This is a genomic window from Syntrophaceticus schinkii, assembly GCF_000946815.1.
Taxonomy (GTDB): Bacteria; Bacillota; DSM-12270; order Thermacetogeniales; family Thermacetogeniaceae; genus Syntrophaceticus; species Syntrophaceticus schinkii.
The window spans coordinates 1-18,230 of sequence record NZ_CDRZ01000101.1 but is presented as its reverse complement, the minus strand read 5'-3'; the positions used below and the strand labels follow the sequence as shown (position 1 = coordinate 18,230).

The following is an 18,230-nucleotide window of genomic DNA, read 5'->3' as shown; positions in this document are numbered from 1 at the left end:
AATCCTGATGTCTCAGGAGCATGAAAGAGAAAAGGACACTCTGTGGAAAGATATACTGGAAGCTGTAATATTAGCGGTAATTTTGGCAGCAGTGATCCGCATTTGGATTTTAGAACCTTTTTATATTCCGTCTCCTTCAATGGAGCCCACTTTATACAGGGAAGACCGGATTATTGTCAACAAGGTCACCTATAGATTTCGCTCTCCGCAGCGCGGTGATGTTATCGTTTTTAAATATCCACTCGACCCGCGGCGGAACTTTGTTAAACGGGTAATTGCTTTTGAAGGAGAAACAATTGAAATACGCAACAACTATGTCTATATCAATGGTCAGCGGTTAGATGAGCCTTATATACCACGTGTCATGGTCTCCGATTTTGAACCAGTCCGTGTTCCTAAGGATCACTTGTTTGTGATGGGGGATAATCGAAACAACAGCGATGACAGCAGGGTATGGGGTCCCTTGAATAAAAAATATTTGGTAGGAAAAACAGTTTTGATCTACTGGCCCCCGGATCGACTTGGGGGAGTTAAGTGACTAACCTTTCCAAATACCTTAGAGTTGTGGATATCATCTTTGAAGTGGCAGATGCCCGCTGTCCCTTTACATCCCGCAGCAGGCAGGTTAAACAGCTGATCAAAGATAAAAGGTCACTGTTAATTTTAAATAAGGCTGATCTGGCCGACCCTCATACTACCGCGGATTGGGTTGAGTTTTACGCCGACCGTGGAGAAAAGGCTTTGCCTGTTGATGCACTTCATGGTAAGGGTATGGCAGGGGTAAGGAAATCCCTTGACCAGGAGAGCCAAATTTTACATCGTTTATTGAAAGAAAAAGGGCGCCGGAACAGGCCGTTGCGTGTAGCGGTAATGGGTATACCAAACACGGGAAAATCATCTTTTTTGAACCAACTTTTAGGAAGACGTGTTGTACACAGGGGTGATCGTCCTGGTATCACCAGGGGACCGCAGTGGGTGCATCTTCAGGGTACCATTTCTGTTCTGGATACCCCGGGTTTGCTATTATCACATCAAAAAGATGATGAAAGCCTTTTTAAGCTGGCAGTGATTCGGGCCGCGGATCCGGAGCGTATGGATGAGGTCGATTTAGCTGAACAGCTGCTCAGTTTTCTAAATGCACATTACAGTGATGCCCTTTCCAGACACCTGGGTGTTAAAGATACAGCTCCTACTCTGGAGAGTGTGGCCAGAGAAAAGAACTTCTTATCCTCTGATGGTGAGTATGACCTGCAGCGCACCGCAGTCTTTATCCTGGGTTCTTATAGCAGGGGGAAGTTGGGGCGCATTTCCTTGGAAGCACCGGACAATATTGCATAATAAAATTTCTCATGTTAACTTCGCTCTTATTCCGTGGGGATAGGGGCGGTTTTTTATGTGAGGAAGGAATTTTTTGAGTGTGTAAGGAATCTATACTTGATATATCTGTAGATAGAAGTGAGATTTTCAGTGACTGAAAATTTAAAGCATCTGTACTATATGCATACCTATGAGCGGATGCTCTGGGGAAAGAACATTCGGTTGATAGCAGGAATCGATGAGGCCGGGCGCGGTCCCCTGGCGGGACCAGTGGTTGCCGCAGCGGTGATCTTAAGGGAGGAACTGTTCATTCCGGACTTGAATGACAGCAAGTGTATCTCTGAAGGCCTGCGCATCAGGTTAGCAGTTGAAATTAAGGCCAGAGCTGCGGGATGGGGGATCGGGATCGCCTCTGTTGGTTTTATTGAGCGCTGTAATATTCTGCAGGCAACATTTCATGCTATGCGCCAGGCTATAAGGAATATTGATGTGCAGCCGGATTTTGTGCTTGTTGATGGGCACCTGGAAGTGCCTGGTATAAAAGTCCCGCAATCAGCGATCATCAAGGGTGACCAGAAAAGTGCATCAATTGCTGCAGCTTCTATTCTGGCTAAAACCACAAGGGATGCCATTATGAAATATTATGACCTGCTCTATCCCCAGTATGGTTTTGCGCGGAATAAAGGGTATCCTACATCAAGCCACCTGGCAGCTCTGAACAGGTATGGTCCATGTTTCCTACACAGAAAAACCTTCCGGGGAGTGAAGTGATCAGCACTGATTCGGAAATGCTTGATCAGGTGCTGAAAGGATGAGAGTTCAAATGGGATCTTCTCGCAATCTGGGGATACTTGGTGAAGAGACGGCTCTTTCTTTTTTATCCCGACTGGGGTACCATCTCCTAGAGAGGAATTATCGCTGCCGTCTAGGTGAAATAGACCTGATTATGCAGGATGGAAGTGTCCTTGTTTTTATCGAGGTGAAAGCAAGGCGCAGCGCCCTTTATGGTAAACCACAGGAAGCTGTAGGGGCAGCTAAACAGGCCAGAATCAGGAGATTGGCAGAACACTATCTGCTGTGCAAAGGGAACGGAGATTACGGGATCCGTTTTGATGTGGTAGCTGTCAGCTTCAAAGAATCGGGTAATTATAGTATTGATCACATTAAAAACGCATTTTAGTTGTGGGGGAGGAGCAATGCTATCTACTACTGTTATCAAAGAGATCATAAAAGTCGTCGGAAAAGAAAATGTATTAACAACCAAAGAAGAGCTGCTTTGCTACGCCTATGACAGCACTCCCAGGGCCTTTCTTCCTGATCTCGTTGCCCGTCCTTGCTGTACCGCTCAAATACAGAAAATAGCCAAACTGGCCAATGAGCACCTCTTTCCGTTGGTTCCACGCGGGGCGGGTACCGGCTTGAGTGGTGGTTCTTTACCTGTTGACGGTGGGGTTGTTGTGGATTTAACCAGGATGAATAATATATTAGAAATAGATGAAGAAAACCTGGTTGCTGTTGTAGAACCTGGTGTGATCACCTTTCAAATCCAGGAAGAGGTAGAGAAGAGAGGGCTTTTTTATCCACCTGATCCCGCCAGTCTCAAAACATCTACCATCGGCGGAAATGTAGCTGAGTGCGCCGGGGGCCCCCGTGCCTTAAAATATGGAGTGACCCGGGATTATGTGCTTGGCCTGGAGGTTGTCACCCCGGATGGAGAGGTGATCACCACCGGGGGCAAAACCGTGAAATCAGTAACAGGCTATGATTTACTGCGCCTCTATACAGGGTCAGAGGGAACACTGGGGATTATCACCAAGATCTATCTTCGTTTGATCCCTAAGCCTGAGGCGAAAAAAACGATGATGGTGGTTTATGATAAGTTAGATGATGCCGCCCAAAGTGTGAGCCGGATTATCAGAGGGGGGATCATTCCCGTTACCCTGGAGATGATGGATGACCGCACGATCCGGTGTGTAGAGAACCATAAGCAGATGGGTCTGCCTCTGGATGCGGAAGCGATCTTGATCATCGAGGTGGATGGGCCACAGATTCTGCTGGACTGCCAGGCCCATGAAATAGCAAAACTCTGCCAGGACTGTGGTGCCCGGGAGATCAAGATCGCCGAAACAGAAGAAGAGCGGGAGAGCATCTGGGCAGCCCGCAGGTCTGTATCAGCAGCTGTTGTCCAGATCAAGCCGACAAAGATCAGCGAAGATATCTCAGTTCCCAGGATGGCCATCCCCAGGATGGTCAGAAGGCTGAAGGAAATAGCCTCAAGGTACAATCTGGAGCTGGTTATCTTTGGGCATGCCGGGGATGGGAATCTACACCCCAACATCCTCTGTGATCAAACAGATGCGGAAGAGATGCAGAGAGTGGAAAAGGCCATTGGAGAACTATTTAAGGCAGCTGTAGAACTTGGAGGGACTCTTTCAGGTGAACACGGCATCGGAATGATGAAAGCACCTTACTTAAAAGTGGAGACAGGTGAGGCAGGGTTTGAAGTGATGAGGAGGATCAAAGAGGCTCTCGATCCCAACAACATTCTTAATCCAGGTAAGATATTCCGGGGCGACAGTAATGGATAATAAAACCATCAAGGAATACCTCAACCGCTGCAGTAAATGCGGGGGATGCCAGGCGGTTTGCCCACTTTATGGAGAAACCCACAGCGAACCCCTTGTTGCCAGAGGGAAATTGTTTTTGATGAAAAATTATCTAGATGGCAACCTGGAGCTATCCCCGAAGATGATGGAACTGATGAGCCTCTGCCTGTTGTGTAAAGCCTGTACTGTTCAGTGTCCGAACCGTATACCTGTTGATGAGTTGGTTCTCTCTATTCGCCGGGAAATCGCCCATCAGAAAGGGATTCCCTTTGTAAAAAAGAATGTCTTTCATCATCTTTTACAGAATAATGGCAGACTGACCCTGGCAGCCAAATTTGCTTATCTTTACCAGCAGAGCGGCCTGCAGTGGCTTATGCGTAAAACCAATATCCTGGGTCTACTGCCTGGCGAACTTGCCAGAAAAGAAAAACTGCTGCCCAGAATGAATAGAGTTCCCTTTAGGGCGCAGGTGCCGATGACTTTATCATCCAGCAAGCCGCGGCTGCGGGTGGGCTATTATACGGGATGCCTGACCAACTATGTATTTGCGGAAACCGGCCATGCTGTTCTCAAGGTGCTCAAGAACCACCCCCTGGAAGTGGTGATCCCTGAGCAGTGGTGCTGTGGACTTCCGGCTTTGACCAGTGGTGATGAAGAGTCAGCAGTACTGCTTGCCCGCAGAAACATCGAGGTTTTTAAGAAGGCAGGGGTTGATATCATCATTACTGACTGCGCCTCCTGTGGCAGCATGCTTCGTCAATACGGTGATCTGATCGGAGGCAGGGATGCGCGCATCTTCTCTCAAAAAGTGGTTGATTTCAGTCAATTGATGGGTGATGTAATCGACTTTAAGCCAGGTGATAAGGAAGTTAGTAGTGTGGTGACCTATCATGATCCCTGCCATTTGCGCCGCGGGCAGGGCGTCAGTGAGGCACCCCGAAAATTGATCAAGGCTGTTCCTGGGATTGCTTTCAGGGAAATGAAGGATCCTGACCGCTGCTGTGGAGCAGCCGGGTCATTTAATCTCACCCACTACGAACTCGCCAACAGGATCGGACACCGGAAAACCCGTAATATTGTAGATTCGGGTGCACAGACAGTGATCACAGGATGCCCGTCCTGTATCATGCAAATACGGCATCAGCTTGAACTACAAGAGATACCTGTTCAGGTAATGCATCTTGCTGAACTGCTCAGCAAGACATATTAGTTGCAGGGAGGTGTGGAACTTGTTTTCCGCTGCTTATCGAGAAGCGAAAGATGAATTTGCAAGGTGTTGTCCTGAGCGGATGGCCAGGTTAAGTGGCGCTGAGTACGATCCAGACAAAAAGGAGATCAGAGTTGTTTATCTAAATAGGTCATATTCGCTCTCCCATCCCGAGGGCAGGTTCACTTATCCTCATGACCCGGCTGACCTTCCTCTGGAAGAGCAGTCTTTAATTCTTCAATACCTGGCTCAAGCAACAGGTGAGCCCTTAAATAATCGTTGGATTTCTTATGCAGAACTGCCGAACGGAATGCTGCATGATCGCCCTTTCAGGATTCAGGCTGTGGAACCGCTTGTACGGGTTTTTAGCGGCCAACCCGGAAGACTTCTGCAAGTTTCACGTACTTTGGGTGGGCAGGAGGTAGGGATGGGGGATATAGGAGTCGTGATTCCGGTATTTCCTAAAATACCGGTTGCTGTAATCCTATGGGTTGCTGATGAGGAGTTTCCTGCCAGAGCAAATATGATTTTTGACGCCTCGGCCCCCAAGTATCTTAGTACAGCAGCTTTATATATACTGGGTTCTGTGGTTACCGAGCGCTTGAAAAAAATGGTCATGTAAAATAGTATAAAAGAACTCCTCCTTTTTCATACTAGTTATAAAGAAATTACAAGGAGGGTTATCAGTTGTATAATTTACACCCGGGTTTCAGTATTTCTCCGGTGCCTGGCAGGGCTGGAGAGACGGTCAAAATTAGATACCATGGTTTGCTGTCCGGGGCAGGGGCGGATCAGGTTTTTTTACACACCGGCTATGGTACAGCTTCCTGGCAGAACATCTATGATCACCGCATGAATAAGGCAGGAAATGAGTGGGAAAAAAGTATTGAGATCGAAAGAGATGGTCAATTCAACTTCTGTTTTAAGGACAGCGCTGACAATTGGGACAATAATAACGGCATGAACTGGAGTTATACAATTAAACGATAGGCTTGCAAGATAAAAAGAGGGGCATGATCACCCCTCTTTTTATCTTTATTAATGCAAAGACTTCTTCAGATCTTCAGGGCCTTCCAGACCCAGAATCTTTCTCAGTTCCTGCTGCTGGCTTTCATCAACGAGTTCCTCAACTGAAAGTGTGTACTCGGCAACCTTTTCCGAGATGTAAACAGGTGCTCCTGTCCTGAGCGCAAGGGCAATGGCATCACTGGGTCGGGAGTCTAAAATGCATTCTCCGGAAATGGTTTGGATATTCAATTTGGCATAATAGGTGCCATCGTGGATATCGTTGATCTCAACACTGCGTACCGAAGCACCTAAATTATCACAAACTGTTTTCATGAGGTCATGTGTCATAGGTCTGGGGGTGATGACCCCCTGAAGGGCCATGGCAATGGATTGAGCTTCGAGAGGTCCCACCCAAATAGGAAGAGCGCGGTTTTCTTCTTCATCAACCAGCAGAACCACCGGGCTTAGCGAAACATCCAAAGCGATCTCTTTTACCTGAACGGGAATCATCTTTTTTGCCTCCTTCCAAACACTCTATAAGTCATTTTTACGGTTCAACCTCGACGGCGTCGAGGTAACTCTTCTATCCCTTCCAAATACTCTATAAGTCTATTTTACCAGAGAGAACGATCCAGGCAACGGTACTGTATTGCTTCAGCAAGGTGCATTTGTTCAATTTTCGTCGATCCGACGAGGTCAGCGATGGTACGGGCAATTTTTACAACCCTGTCCAGTGCCCGCATGCTTAACTTTAGTTTATGAAAGGCTTGATAAAGTAATTCTTTCGTATCTCTATCCAAAGAGCAGTAATGTGGTAAATGATGATTCTGCATTTCTGCATTACAGTTGATATCAGTGCCGAGGAAACGCTTCTGTTGTTTTTGTCGGGCATTAATTACTCTTTTCCCGATCTCCAGTGAGGATTCCTCCTTTTTTTCAGCTTTTATATCTTTTAATTCCAAACGCGGTACTTCAACATGCAGGTCAATGCGATCCATGATCGGGCCTGAAACGCGGTTGCGGTAGCGCTGGGCCTGATAAGGGGTACAACTGCATTCCTGCTGCGAATCCCCAAGGTGTCCGCAGGGGCAGGGATTCATACTTGCCGCAAGGATGAATCTTGCCGGGAAGGTAAATGCCCCTGATGCCCGGGTCACTGTAACTATACCATCCTCCAGCGGCTGCCGTAAGGCCTCCAACACATCCCGGTGGAACTCAGGCAGCTCATCGAGAAAAAGCACACCATGTGTGGCAAAGCTGACCTCACCCGGTCGGGGAACCCTACCCCCACCGATGATGCTCACCGCAGATGCGGTATGGTGAGGGGCGCGGAATGGTCTTGCTGTGATCACCGGGTGATCCTTGGGCAAGAGGCCGGCAACACTATAGATCCTGGTAACTTCCAGGCACTCCTCCCAGCTTAAAGGAGGCAGGATGGAGGGCAGACACCTTGCCAGAAGGGTTTTACCGGTGCCTGGAGGCCCGATCATCAATATATTATGCCCCCCTGCCGCGGTAATCTCCAATGCACGCTTAACTCTTTTTTGACCTTTCACATCGGCAAAATCAAGGTGGTTAACCGGACCAGTTCCAGGCTCCAATTCAAACTCCGGAAGGTCGGCAGCGTCTGGTAACTCCTTCTCACCTGTGAGGTAGCTGAATATATCTCTTAAATGCCCTGCACCTTTTGCATTAATTACCTTGATCAGGGATGCCTCTTCCAGATTGCCTTGAGGGATAATAAATGTTTTTTGCGGGTGTTCATGGCTGATGCTGCCGGCCATGGACAGGATGCCGGGCACAGGGCAGATTGTGCCGTCAAGGGAGAGTTCCCCGACAAAAAAATGCTGGGGAAGTATTGTAGAGGGGATCTGCCTTGTTGCGGCCAAAATGCCTATAGCTATAGGAAGGTCAAAAAGGGATCCCTCTTTGCGCAGGTCCGCAGGTGCCAGGTTGACTGTCATCCTCTTGATAGGGAAATCAAACCCCGCATTTCGGATCGCGCCACGCACTCGCTCTGTCGCTTCCCTGACCGCGGCATCAGGCAGCCCCACAATATTAAAGGCGGGAAGGCCGCGTGAAACATCCACCTCTACCCGCACATAATGAGTTTCCAATCCCAAACAGCAGCAACTGTCGACAATGCTCAGCATTTGACTCTCCTCCATAAAACCTTAACTATTGATTCTTCTATTTCTTGTCATTTCCTGCTTAAGGGAAAATTAATTGTCTGTTGTGGGAGAGGTGGGTGGGAAAGTACGAACGGAGGCGCAAAACATAGATTAAAAATATACATCGAAAATTAGCACACCAATAATGGGCAAAAAGTGCTAATATGGAAGGACTATGAACATGAATGTTGAATTTAAATAAAATATTAGGATAATCTTGTTGCTGCTTGGATAGAAGTGCCTCTTACAATAAGTGAATTGGAATTTAGGAAGGTATATCTATTATATCGGGAACGACCCACATTTATTTATTTAAGGAGTTGTGATCAATTTGACAATAAATATCAGTTGCTTGAGTAAAACCTATAAAAATGGCACTCAAGCCCTTCAAGACATTAACTTATGCATCGAGCAGGGAATTTTCGGCTTGTTAGGACCCAATGGCGCGGGGAAAACCACTCTCATGCGCATTCTGGCTACGGTTATGGGATTTGGTGAGGGAAAAATCGAGATAGATGGCCTTGACATACGCAGGGACATCTACGAGATCCGCAAGATCATAGGTTACTTGCCCCATGAGTTCGGTTTATACCCCAACCTTACCCTTATGGAGTTTCTGGATTATATATGCCTGTTGAATGAGATAACAAACAGGAATGAGAGAAAGAAAAGAGTGACCCAAGCCGTAGAGGTGACCGGCTTGGAAAAGGTCGCCAATAAAAAGTTGAAAACCTTCTCGGGTGGGATGAAACGCAGGGCGGGGATAGCGCTATGTCTCCTGAATGACCCCCGGATAATCATAGTAGATGAACCGACGGCCGGTCTTGATCCCGAGGAGAGAATCAGGTATAAAAATTTTCTGTCCGTCCTGGGGCGGGAAAAAACTATAGTTTTCTCTACCCATATTATCAACGATCTGGAGAATGTATGCTCGGAGATAGGGGTGATAGACAGAGGCAAACTTCTATTTAACGGATACCCAGAAGACTTGATTGATCAGGTTGAGGAGAAGGTATGGGTGGGGACGTGCGGCGTGGATGAAATTGCCATGCTAAGTGAGCACTTCTTGGTGGTTAACAAGAAGCTCGTGGATGGCGGATGGGAATACAGGATAGTCGGAGAACAGCCTCCGTTTGCGACTTCCCGCACGGAGGAGATCAATATGGAAGACGCCTATCTTGCGCTCATGCGAGGGGGGGCATAAGTGGCCTACACGCTTGATTTTCTTAAATATGAATTCATGCAGTTTGCCAGAAATCCTTTTCTCTGGATCGCCCAGTTATTTTGCTTCTTTACGATTAAAAGCGAGGCGTCCCATTTTCTGGGCAAGAAACATTACCTATTCTCTGCCCTGATTCAGAGCGGCAGTATCTCTGTCAGCCAAGAAATGATAGCAAGGGCGGTTATTTTTCCTCTCTCTGCTCTGCTCTTGTTGATGATATTTGCTTTTGCCGGTTATTTCAGGGCATTTTTGGATAACAGGTATGCGGAAATCGTCTTGAACAAGACACTGAAGACCTCAAAACTGGTATGTTACAAATTGGTGGCTTCATTTACAGTTGTTATTCTAGTCAGCTTTATCGCCACATTTATATTCACCTGGTTCTGTCTTAGTTCCTATAAAATCCCTTTCGAACCAGGCTATTTTACAAGCTTGTACGCTGTTTATCTCCTGATTCCGTTATTTTTCTGGCTGGTGCTGAGCTTCATTTTGGCAGTGTTGTTCAGCGATGCCAAGATACTATATCCCGTCATGCTGATAGTCTGGTTCATCAATCTATTCCCGACGAAATACTCACTGTTATATTCGAACTGGACGAAGTTGAATCTCGGAAATCCGCTGGCCGATGTTGGACTTTGGGCTAACAGGTGCTCATACCTGGTAATTGCCGTAATCATATGGTATATCGGTGTAAGGCTCTTGGAGATCAAGCGGAGAGACCTATTCAGGTCAGACAGTCCGGAGACCTCAAGAGGCCGCAATGAAACTATAGATGCCTATGAATTCAAAGACAGCAAATTAGTAAGCCTACTGGCCAGCTATAAAATTAACCTCTCATGGAAATTTATTTTCGGTGTGGTCGTATTTGCCGCCCTGCCGCCGATGCTTAATGAAATCCTGCTACGGATCTTTAATAATATGATCACAACAGCGGAGATACTGACTAAAGTGTTGCAGACCGGAGAAATTTACCTGACCCTTGGAGTTCTGCTTTATGCTACTTACAGCTTGAATGTGGAGTATTATTATAACGCATCGGAACTGATCTCGTGCAGACCGGATGGCCTAAAAAGACTCTACGGCGATAAACTTAAACTACTTTTTCTGTTCAGCATAGTAATGGCATTAGCTTTTTATTTAAGTACGCACTTTTTTTGTTGCTGGCATTCCATTATTTATCTATGCCAAGATCATCTTACCCGCAACCATCTTCTACCTCGTGCTACCGTTTGCCGTTATTATGGTTGTAAGGGGGAAGGGTCTGGCGTTTCTAATCTGCTATACTGTTTGGGCAGTAAATTTAATTTTCAGGGCGAGACTGCCTGTTTATTTGAATACATTTGCCCCTGTCCAGGCCACGAATCCGATGGCATACAACATTAACAGGTTGGAGTTGATAGCACTTTCACTCATTCTTTTAGGTTTATTTATGATACGGAAAACAGAGTAGGTTATGCTGATTCCTCAGGGAATTCATTAATATCGCCTTTGATTTTCAGGTAACCCGGGTCGTAACGTAAATCATTGATATGCTCAAATCCAGATAAACCAAGAATTTGAGCATCAACCAGGAAATCGAGCATTTCTGGAGACTGATATTTGCTGTTAGATGTTTTGCGCATGGTAAAAGTGCTTCTGATAAGTTCCTTGAAACCAATTGCCTGTTTATAAAATTCTACAGAGCCAAAATTAACGAATTTAGTGGTTCCAATAGATGCCATTGAAAACGTACGAGAAAAAAAAATTATTTAGCACCCCCCTGAAGCAAACTAAGTGTAAATGAAGAGCAAGGGGGTTGTTGTGATGCGCCCGATCTGGCAGGGAGCGGTCAGTTTTGGCCTTGTCAATATTCCGATTAAGGTTTTTCCTGCTGTTCAGGACAAGGATATCAAATTCCGGTTTCTCCATAAAGATTGTCACACACCACTGAACTATGAGCGCAGGTGTCCTACTTGTGAGCGGGCTGTGCCCATGGAAGAGGTGGAAAAGGCCTATGAGTATGAGAGGGGAAGATTTGTGCCCATCGAGGAAGAGCTGCTGACACCACAAAGGGAAGCCCTGCATACAGTAGAGATCCTAGATTTTGTCCACCTTAATGAGATCGATCCCATTTATTTTGCCAAACCCTATTATTTAGCACCTGGGACAGGGGGTGAGAAGGCTTATGCCTTACTTCACCATGCCATGCAGGAAACCGGGCAGGTGGCCATCGCCAGAACCAGGCTGCGCAATAAGGAATCCCTGGTGGCCTTGCGCATTTTTAAACAGTGTTTGCTGATGTCGATCATGTACTATGATGATCAAATCCGCAGGGTGGATGCTCTTCTGGATCCTCAAAAAAAGATGGATCTCAGTGCAGGTGAAATAAAGATGGCAGTTGAACTGATCGGCAATCTGGCCGGCGGTTTTGAACCGGAAAAGTATGAGGACGAATACCGCAAAACTCTGGAAAAAGCCATTGCCGCTAAAATTGCCGGCAAGGAGATCGCAGTAGCTCCGGCGGCTCCCTCTGAGAAAGTGGTGGATCTTGTGGAGGCTTTGAAGGCTAGCTTGGAAGCCACCAAGAAGGAAGGAAAAGAAAAGAGGAAGCCAAGAAAAAAGGTGGCCACAGGCAAATCGTAACACAGACCTGCCAAGGGGATCGTCTCCGCGGCTGCCAAAGGGATCGTCCCCACGGCCTGGTATAAACCGGAGTTAATATCGTTGTGCAGAAGGCTGTAAGGATGATTTCACATTACTCACCTCGGAACAAGGCGGCAGGTGGGGTTAGTTGTGCGGACGACTTAAAGGCCAATTGCACAGCGATTAACATGACACTTATGCCGCCCTGGCGGCATGATCTGGGGACGGGGTGAAGTGTATAGTGATGGCCACCTATCACTCTAACAATAACGTGACAAAAAGACCGTCCCCGCGTCACGTGTCATGCTTGTCCTGAATTGTATCATTGACAAATGTTTCAAAAAGGATTAATCTTTGTAATTGGTATAAGGTGGCCATATAGTGTGAAATATCAGAAAATGGATCAAGAGAACCGTTCCTCTGATCCACTTTGATCCAGGGGAGGGGAGGATGTGGATGACCGCTACTGTTGGGCAGCACTGCAGATTGCCCTCAATTTGGGTACCCGTAGTCTGCTTCGTCTTTACCGCCATTTTCCCACAGGGAAGGCGGTTTTAGAGGCGAGTGCAGAGGAATTGAAAAGGGTGCCGCGTCTTACTCTGCAGGCTTATGAACACGTCATTGAGGGACGGGGTGCAGTTAACCCTGAAAAGACTGCAGAAGATCTGCAGGCAAGGGGGGTTCAGGTCACTCTATTGGGTGAACCTTCATATCCCCACGCTCTTGCCCAAATTGCAGATCCCCCGGTGATCCTTTATACTAGGGGAAGGCTGCCGGAACAAAAATTGCCTTTAATTGCCATTGTAGGGTCGCGCCGCGCCACCCCTTATGGAAAAGCCGTTGCCCATAAACTCTCCAGGGAGTTGGTTCAACTGGGGTGGGGGGTTGTCAGCGGAATGGCCAGAGGGATCGATACAGCTGCTCATGAGGGAGCACTGGCAGCAGGGGGTTATACACTGGCTGTCTTTGGGTGCGGTATCGATGTTTGTTATCCACGGGAAAATAGCAAACTAATGAAACGTATTGAGGAAAAGGGGTGTCTTCTCAGCGAATTTCCTCCAGATACAGGACCCCATGCGAAGAATTTTCCTATTCGCAACAGGGTGATCAGTGGCTGCTCTATGGGAATCCTGGTGGTGGAGGCGGGAGAACGAAGTGGGGCATTGATCACTGCTCATAATGCACTGGAACAGGACAGGGAGGTTTTTGCCATACCTGGTCCGGTGACAAGTGAATACAGTCGGGGGGCGAACAACTTGATCAAACAGGGGGCAAAATTGGTGGAAGATGCGGCAGATATCATCGAGGAATTTCCATACCTGAACTGGGTCCCCTCACCACAAACACCTCCAAAAAAGAGGTTAGAACCAAGTTTGACCCTTGAAGAATCCTGTGTTTTACAAAAGCTTAGTTTAGAACCTGTACACATTGATCAGCTGGCTGAAAAGACCGGCTTGTCAGTGTCAGTTGTAGGAGGTATTTTAACGTTGCTTGAGTTTAGAGGTTTAGCCAAGCAGTTGCCTGGCGATTACTTTATTAATCCGGAAGCAGTTCTGGATCAAAAAAGGTGACAAGTATTATGGCACAAGTACTGATTATAGTTGAATCTCCTGCTAAAGCGCGTGCTATCAACAAGTTTTTGCCGAAAAAATATTCTGTGAAGGCATCTCTAGGGCATGTCCGTGATCTTCCAAAGAGCCGATTGGGTGTTGATGTGGAAACTAATTTTACCCCCAAATACATTACCATCCGCGGCAAAGGAGATGTGATCAAGGAGCTTCGTTCTGCTGCCAAAAAGGCTGATCAGGTTCTCTTGGGTCCTGACCCGGACCGGGAGGGAGAGGCTATCGCCTGGCACCTGATGGAGATCCTGGGGATTCCGGATGATGAAAAGTGTAGGATTGAGTTTCATGAAATCACAAAAAGTGCGCTGGATAAGGCAGTAAAACAGCCGCGTTTGGTTGATCAAGACAGGGTTGATGCCCAGCAGTGCAGGCGTGTCCTCGACCGGCTGGTAGGCTATAAACTCAGTCCGCTGCTCTGGCGTAAAGTCAGGAGGGGATTGAGCGCAGGTAGGGTGCAGTCTGTGGCCATGCGCCTCATCTGTGACCGCGAACAGGAGATCCGTGATTTCCAGCAAGAGGAATACTGGAGCATTACAGGTCATTTCAAAACAGGCCAAAACAGCTTAGAGGCTGAGCTGATCCGTAAAGGGAAGGAAAAGATCGCCCTTTCCACTAAAGAGGATGTGGATCAAGTACTGGGGGAACTGGAAGCGGCCGCTTTCCAGGTGAGTAAAGTTGCCAAACGAGAGCGTAAGCGTAATCCTGCCCCTCCCTTTACAACCAGCACCCTCCAGCAGGTAGCCAGCCGCAAACTAAATTTTCCTGTCAAGAAAACAATGATGATTGCCCAGCAGCTGTATGAGGGTCTCGATCTGGGTAAAGAGGGAGCGAGCGGGCTGATAACCTATATGCGAACCGATTCTACCAGGGTTTCAGGTGGTGCTCAGGCTGCTGCCCGTGATTACATCAAAGAGACAATAGGCCCTGAATATGTGCCGGAAAAACCGCCCTTTTACAAGTCACCATCACGGGCTCAGGAGGCCCATGAGGCTATTCGCCCTACAGATATAAGGCGTATTCCGGATAGCATAAAAAATAACCTGTCCAGGGATCAGTATAAATTATATAAATTAATCTGGGAGCGTTTTCTGGCAAGTCAAATGAAGCCCGCTATTTTTGATATAACCACTATTGAAATCATAGGGAATAATTATCTTTTCCGGGCGAGCGGCTCAGTGATCAAATTTCCTGGTTTTATGCGTGTCTATATTGAAGATGAAGAGGATGAATCACTGCTCCCTTCTGTGAATAAAGGGGATATCCTGGAATTAATCAAATTTGAGCCCAAACAGCACTTTACCCAGCCCCCTGCCCGCTATACAGAAGCAAGCCTCGTCAAGTCTCTGGAGGAAAACGGAATTGGAAGGCCAAGCACATATGCTCCGATTATTGCTACTATTCAAAGCCGTGGTTATGTCAGTAAGGAAAAAAGATACCTGTTCCCCACTGAATTAGGTGAGATTGTTGTGGATCTCTTAAAAGAGTATTTCTCCAAGATCATTGATGTGGAATTTACTGCTGAGATGGAGGAAAAACTTGATCAAGTAGAAGAAGGGGAACTGGTATGGCAGGATGTTGTCGAGAAATTTTACGGACCCTTCGAGAAAGATCTGCATCACGCGGAAGAGGAGATTGTGAAAATCCCTATTGAGGAGGAGACAAGTGAGGAAAAATGCCCTAAATGCGGTCAAAACCTGAAGGTTAAGCAAGGAAGATACGGAAAATTCCTGGCCTGTCCCGGATTTCCCGACTGCCGTTATACAAAGCCCTTTGTAGAGGATACAGGTGTTTTATGCCCCCGCTGCAAGGGAAATATTGTAGTGCGTAGATCCCGAAAAGGGAGAAAGTTTTACGGGTGTATCAATTACCCTGAGTGCGATTTTACCTCCTGGGACGAACCCGTAGCTGAGTATTGCCAGGAATGTGGGCATTTTCTGGTTTATCGGGGAAAGGCGAAAAAACTATATTGTCCTGGTTGCAAAAAATATTTACCGGAGGAGGAAACACCCTCTGCATCTGAGGTGAAGTGATGGGATCGGTATCCGTTATCGGTGGGGGACTTGCAGGCTGTGAGGCTGCCTGGCAGGCAAGCCGCCTGGGGGCTGATGTAACCCTTTATGAGATGCGGCCGCAAAAGACCACACCGGCGCACCAAACCGGCCTGCTGGCAGAGCTTGTCTGCAGCAATTCTCTGCGGGCAATCGCTCTTTCCAATGCTGTTGGACTGCTCAAAGAGGAGATGAGGTTGGCAGGATCACTGATCATGCGGTGTGCTGAAAGCAGCGCGGTACCTGCCGGGGGCGGCTTTGGCTGTGGATAGAATAGGGTTTGCCGAGAAAGTGACAGAGGCCATTTCTACGAATCCCCGCATTAACCTGGTGCGCAAAGAGGTCACCCGGATTCCTGAGTGCCGTCCACTGGTTATTGCAACAGGGCCCCTTACATCCGGTGATTTCAGCAGCAGTCTGGCATCTCTGACAGGAGAGGAGTACCTCTCCTTTTATGATGCCGTAGCCCCACTGGTTACACTGGAATCGATCAATACAAACCTCATCTTCCGGCAGTCTCGCTATGGAAAGGGTGAGGCTGATTACCTTAACGCACCACTCAATGAAGAAGAATACAAGCTTTTTTGGGAGAGTCTGGTGACAGCTGAAGTCAATGATCCCCATGCCTTTGAGGAAAATCGTTTTTTTGAAGGGTGCCTTCCCCTGGAGGTGATGGCAAGGCGTGGGTATGATACCTTGCGCTATGGTCCCCTCAAGCCAGTTGGGCTAATAGATCCTCGTACAGGTAAAGAACCCTTTGCAGTAGTTCAGCTGCGGCAGGATAACACCGCAGGGACCATTTACAACCTTGTCGGTTTTCAAACCCAGCTCAAATGGGGTGAACAGAAGCGAGTCTTTAGGATGATTCCGGGGTTAGAAAATGCTGATTTTGTTCGCTTCGGTGTCATGCACAGAAATACCTTTCTAAAGGGTCCCGAGCTTTTACAACCCACACTCCAGCTGAAGGAAATGCCGGAAATATTATGCGCCGGCCAGATCACGGGTGTTGAAGGTTATGTTGAATCTGCGGCAAGTGGGCTGATAGCTGGAATCAACAGCGCTTATCTTGCCCTGGGGAAAGAAGCTCTTATACCACCACAGGAATCGGCACATGGAGCCCTCTGCTGGTATGTAGCCAGATCTAGAAGCCCTGATTTCCAACCGATGAATGTCAATTTTGGTCTTTTTCCTCCACTTCCCAGGAAATTGCCCCGTCGTGTAAGAGCGAATACTTTAGCAGAAATAGCACTAAAGTCCTGGTCGCAATTTCTCGGAATAATCTTTTAAATACTTGGAAGATATGGTATGTTATTAGAGAAAATTTCATTCTAAAAAACTCATTGAAATCAAGGTTTTGAAGGCCTAAAATAAAGGCTTCACCCCAACTTTTGCCGAATTATAAGGTAAATCAAACCAAATAAAGCAAAAGTGGAAAGGGATGAAGCTACCTTGTATATTCGACAACAGTGCCTGATTTCCTTCGAAGATGCATTAAAAATGCAACCTGAAACTAGACTGGAAAAGATTTTTAGCACCCTTGATTTGAAACCAATAATATCCAGGCTACCCAGAAAACATAATGGACCTCGAGGATACAATGCTAAATACAAACTAAGAGCATTAATAGCTGCAAAGATAGAGCAAATACCGACAATGGCTGCATTGGTCAGAAGACTAAAAAATGACCCTGTATTTCGATACATATGTGGATTTGGCGTAATTGCAAGCGTACCAAGTGAAGCAACTATGAGCAGATTTTTAAGAGAACTAACAGAAACAGGTATTCTGGAAGAACTGTTTAATTTGCTTGTAAATAAAGCCGAGCAAATGGGGATTATTGACTGCACCTCTATTGCAATAGATTCCACAAAAATTGAGGCTTATGAGAAAACCAAGCCTAGAAAGTATGTATCACAAAACGGTAAAAGCGCTGACTGGGGCGTCAAAAGAAACACTGATGGCAACACTGAAGCCTGGTTTGGCTACAAAGTGCATGCTGCTGTGGACACAAAATCAGAGTTACCAGTAGCTATCACCGTAACGCCGGCCAATGTCCACGATAGTGAAATAGCTTTAAAACTGGTTAAAAAGGCCAGCAGCGTTCTGGTTAAATCACCCAAGTTCTACCTGATGGACTCTGCGTATGACTGTAATGACATTTACGAAACCATAAAGAATGACTTTCACGCCCAGGCAATCATAGCTCTTAATCTTAGAGGGACCAGGCAACCTAGAGCTGGCTTTGATTTTGATGGGACACCTATTTGTTCCGCAGGGTTTCGGATGGTTTACTGGGGCAGCGATAACGGAGTTAACAAGTTTCGTTGTCCCCACGTACTTGATAAAGCTGAATGCCCCTTTGGTACCGACTGGTGTTCAAGCTCCAACTATGGAATGGTGATAA

Annotated in this window: 19 protein-coding genes; 16 read left to right on the top strand and 3 right to left on the bottom strand. The window is 46.9% G+C overall.

The genetic code is table 11. From position 1 onward, the window contains the following. The first annotated feature begins 7 nt into the window (after positions 1-7). The 8 genes from lepB (at position 8) to SSCH_RS05520 (ending at position 6,120) form a co-directional block, all read left to right on the top strand. Positions 8-538: a signal peptidase I gene (gene lepB / locus SSCH_RS05555; protein WP_044664602.1), complete on the top strand. Its 531-nt coding sequence runs from the start codon at positions 8-10 to the stop codon at positions 536-538. Continuing rightward, entirely contained in the window at positions 535-1,338 is an 804-nt protein-coding gene (gene ylqF, locus SSCH_RS05550; protein WP_044664601.1) for a ribosome biogenesis GTPase YlqF, read from the top strand. The genes lepB and ylqF overlap by 4 nt, the downstream gene beginning before the upstream one ends. Before the next feature lie 129 nt (positions 1,339-1,467). Next, positions 1,468-2,088, top strand: coding sequence for a ribonuclease HII (locus tag SSCH_RS05545; RefSeq protein WP_232294244.1), 621 nt, complete (start codon positions 1,468-1,470; stop codon positions 2,086-2,088). A gap of 40 nt (positions 2,089-2,128) precedes the next feature. After that, positions 2,129-2,497 carry a YraN family protein gene (locus SSCH_RS05540; protein WP_044664600.1) on the top strand — a complete coding sequence of 123 codons (369 nt, stop codon included), beginning with the start codon at positions 2,129-2,131 and terminating at the stop codon, positions 2,495-2,497. Between the two features lie 16 nt (positions 2,498-2,513). After that, positions 2,514-3,905 carry an FAD-binding oxidoreductase gene (locus SSCH_RS05535; protein ID WP_044664599.1) on the top strand — a complete coding sequence of 464 codons (1,392 nt, stop codon included), beginning with the start codon at positions 2,514-2,516 and terminating at the stop codon, positions 3,903-3,905. Next, complete coding sequence (locus SSCH_RS05530; protein WP_044664598.1) at positions 3,898-5,133, top strand: (Fe-S)-binding protein; 1,236 nt, start codon at positions 3,898-3,900, stop codon at positions 5,131-5,133. Before SSCH_RS05535 ends, SSCH_RS05530 begins: the two co-directional genes overlap by 8 nt. 19 nt (positions 5,134-5,152) lie before the next feature. Further along, positions 5,153-5,752 carry a DUF3786 domain-containing protein gene (locus SSCH_RS05525; protein ID WP_044664597.1) on the top strand — a complete coding sequence of 200 codons (600 nt, stop codon included), beginning with the start codon at positions 5,153-5,155 and terminating at the stop codon, positions 5,750-5,752. Positions 5,753-5,817: 65 nt separating this feature from the next. Next, the gene (locus SSCH_RS05520) at positions 5,818-6,120 is read left to right on the top strand and encodes a carbohydrate-binding protein (protein ID WP_044664596.1); all 303 of its coding nucleotides are present in this window, start codon (positions 5,818-5,820) and stop codon (positions 6,118-6,120) included. A gap of 48 nt (positions 6,121-6,168) precedes the next feature. Here the strand turns inward: SSCH_RS05520 and SSCH_RS05515 are convergent, their stop codons facing one another. Both SSCH_RS05515 and SSCH_RS05510 read right to left on the bottom strand, forming a co-directional pair. Continuing rightward, positions 6,169-6,648, bottom strand: coding sequence for a bifunctional nuclease family protein (locus tag SSCH_RS05515; RefSeq protein ID WP_044664595.1), 480 nt, complete (start codon positions 6,646-6,648; stop codon positions 6,169-6,171). A gap of 104 nt (positions 6,649-6,752) precedes the next feature. Then, positions 6,753-8,291: a YifB family Mg chelatase-like AAA ATPase gene (locus SSCH_RS05510; RefSeq protein WP_044664594.1), complete on the bottom strand. Its 1,539-nt coding sequence runs from the start codon at positions 8,289-8,291 to the stop codon at positions 6,753-6,755. 340 nt (positions 8,292-8,631) lie between these two features. On the opposite strand from SSCH_RS05510, the gene SSCH_RS05505 reads away from it, so the two are divergent. Both SSCH_RS05505 and SSCH_RS05500 read left to right on the top strand, forming a co-directional pair. Then, positions 8,632-9,513 carry an ABC transporter ATP-binding protein gene (locus SSCH_RS05505; protein ID WP_084710952.1) on the top strand — a complete coding sequence of 294 codons (882 nt, stop codon included), beginning with the start codon at positions 8,632-8,634 and terminating at the stop codon, positions 9,511-9,513. Beyond that, on the top strand, positions 9,514-10,914 hold the full coding sequence (locus SSCH_RS05500) for a hypothetical protein (protein WP_044664592.1): 1,401 nt from the start codon (positions 9,514-9,516) through the stop codon (positions 10,912-10,914). A gap of 68 nt (positions 10,915-10,982) precedes the next feature. On the opposite strand, the gene SSCH_RS05495 is transcribed toward SSCH_RS05500, so the two are convergent. Then, entirely contained in the window at positions 10,983-11,252 is a 270-nt protein-coding gene (locus SSCH_RS05495) for a hypothetical protein (protein WP_044664591.1), read from the bottom strand. Positions 11,253-11,334: 82 nt separating this feature from the next. Between SSCH_RS05495 and ku the strand changes: the two genes are divergently transcribed. The 6 genes from ku to SSCH_RS05470 all read left to right on the top strand — a co-directional run. After that, a complete protein-coding gene (ku, locus tag SSCH_RS05490) occupies positions 11,335-12,153 on the top strand; it encodes a non-homologous end joining protein Ku (RefSeq protein WP_044664590.1) in 819 nt (272 codons plus the stop codon). A gap of 452 nt (positions 12,154-12,605) precedes the next feature. Further along, positions 12,606-13,724: a DNA-processing protein DprA gene (gene dprA, locus SSCH_RS05485; protein WP_052835361.1), complete on the top strand. Its 1,119-nt coding sequence runs from the start codon at positions 12,606-12,608 to the stop codon at positions 13,722-13,724. An 8-nt stretch (positions 13,725-13,732) separates the two neighbouring features. Next, positions 13,733-15,808, top strand: coding sequence for a type I DNA topoisomerase (topA, locus tag SSCH_RS05480; protein ID WP_044664589.1), 2,076 nt, complete (start codon positions 13,733-13,735; stop codon positions 15,806-15,808). Continuing rightward, positions 15,808-16,098 carry an FAD-dependent oxidoreductase gene (locus SSCH_RS22325; protein WP_269746124.1) on the top strand — a complete coding sequence of 97 codons (291 nt, stop codon included), beginning with the start codon at positions 15,808-15,810 and terminating at the stop codon, positions 16,096-16,098. Before topA ends, SSCH_RS22325 begins: the two co-directional genes overlap by 1 nt. Further along, positions 16,091-17,113, top strand: a complete 1,023-nt coding sequence (gene trmFO / locus SSCH_RS05475) for a methylenetetrahydrofolate--tRNA-(uracil(54)-C(5))-methyltransferase (FADH(2)-oxidizing) TrmFO (RefSeq protein WP_269746123.1) — start codon at positions 16,091-16,093, stop codon at positions 17,111-17,113. The genes SSCH_RS22325 and trmFO overlap by 8 nt, the downstream gene beginning before the upstream one ends. Positions 17,114-17,275: 162 nt before the next feature. Next, a partial coding sequence (locus SSCH_RS05470) for an IS1182 family transposase (RefSeq protein ID WP_044664588.1) occupies positions 17,276-18,230 on the top strand: 955 nt, incomplete at its 3' end.

Excerpts from the sequence above, each read along its gene's own strand:
- SSCH_RS05495 (WP_044664591.1), bottom strand. The coding sequence starts at position 11,252 with ATGGCATCTATTGGAACCACTAAATTCGTTAATTTTGGCTCTGTAGAA.
- ku (WP_044664590.1), top strand. The coding sequence starts at position 11,335 with ATGCGCCCGATCTGGCAGGGAGCGGTCAGTTTTGGCCTTGTCAATATT.
- SSCH_RS05510 (WP_044664594.1), bottom strand. The coding sequence starts at position 8,291 with ATGCTGAGCATTGTCGACAGTTGCTGCTGTTTGGGATTGGAAACTCAT.
- SSCH_RS22325 (WP_269746124.1), top strand. The coding sequence starts at position 15,808 with ATGGGATCGGTATCCGTTATCGGTGGGGGACTTGCAGGCTGTGAGGCT.
- SSCH_RS05535 (WP_044664599.1), top strand. The coding sequence starts at position 2,514 with ATGCTATCTACTACTGTTATCAAAGAGATCATAAAAGTCGTCGGAAAA.
- SSCH_RS05515 (WP_044664595.1), bottom strand. The coding sequence starts at position 6,648 with ATGATTCCCGTTCAGGTAAAAGAGATCGCTTTGGATGTTTCGCTAAGC.
- SSCH_RS05530 (WP_044664598.1), top strand. The coding sequence starts at position 3,898 with ATGGATAATAAAACCATCAAGGAATACCTCAACCGCTGCAGTAAATGC.
- SSCH_RS05540 (WP_044664600.1), top strand. The coding sequence starts at position 2,129 with ATGAGAGTTCAAATGGGATCTTCTCGCAATCTGGGGATACTTGGTGAA.
- lepB (WP_044664602.1), top strand. The coding sequence starts at position 8 with ATGTCTCAGGAGCATGAAAGAGAAAAGGACACTCTGTGGAAAGATATA.
- topA (WP_044664589.1), top strand. The coding sequence starts at position 13,733 with ATGGCACAAGTACTGATTATAGTTGAATCTCCTGCTAAAGCGCGTGCT.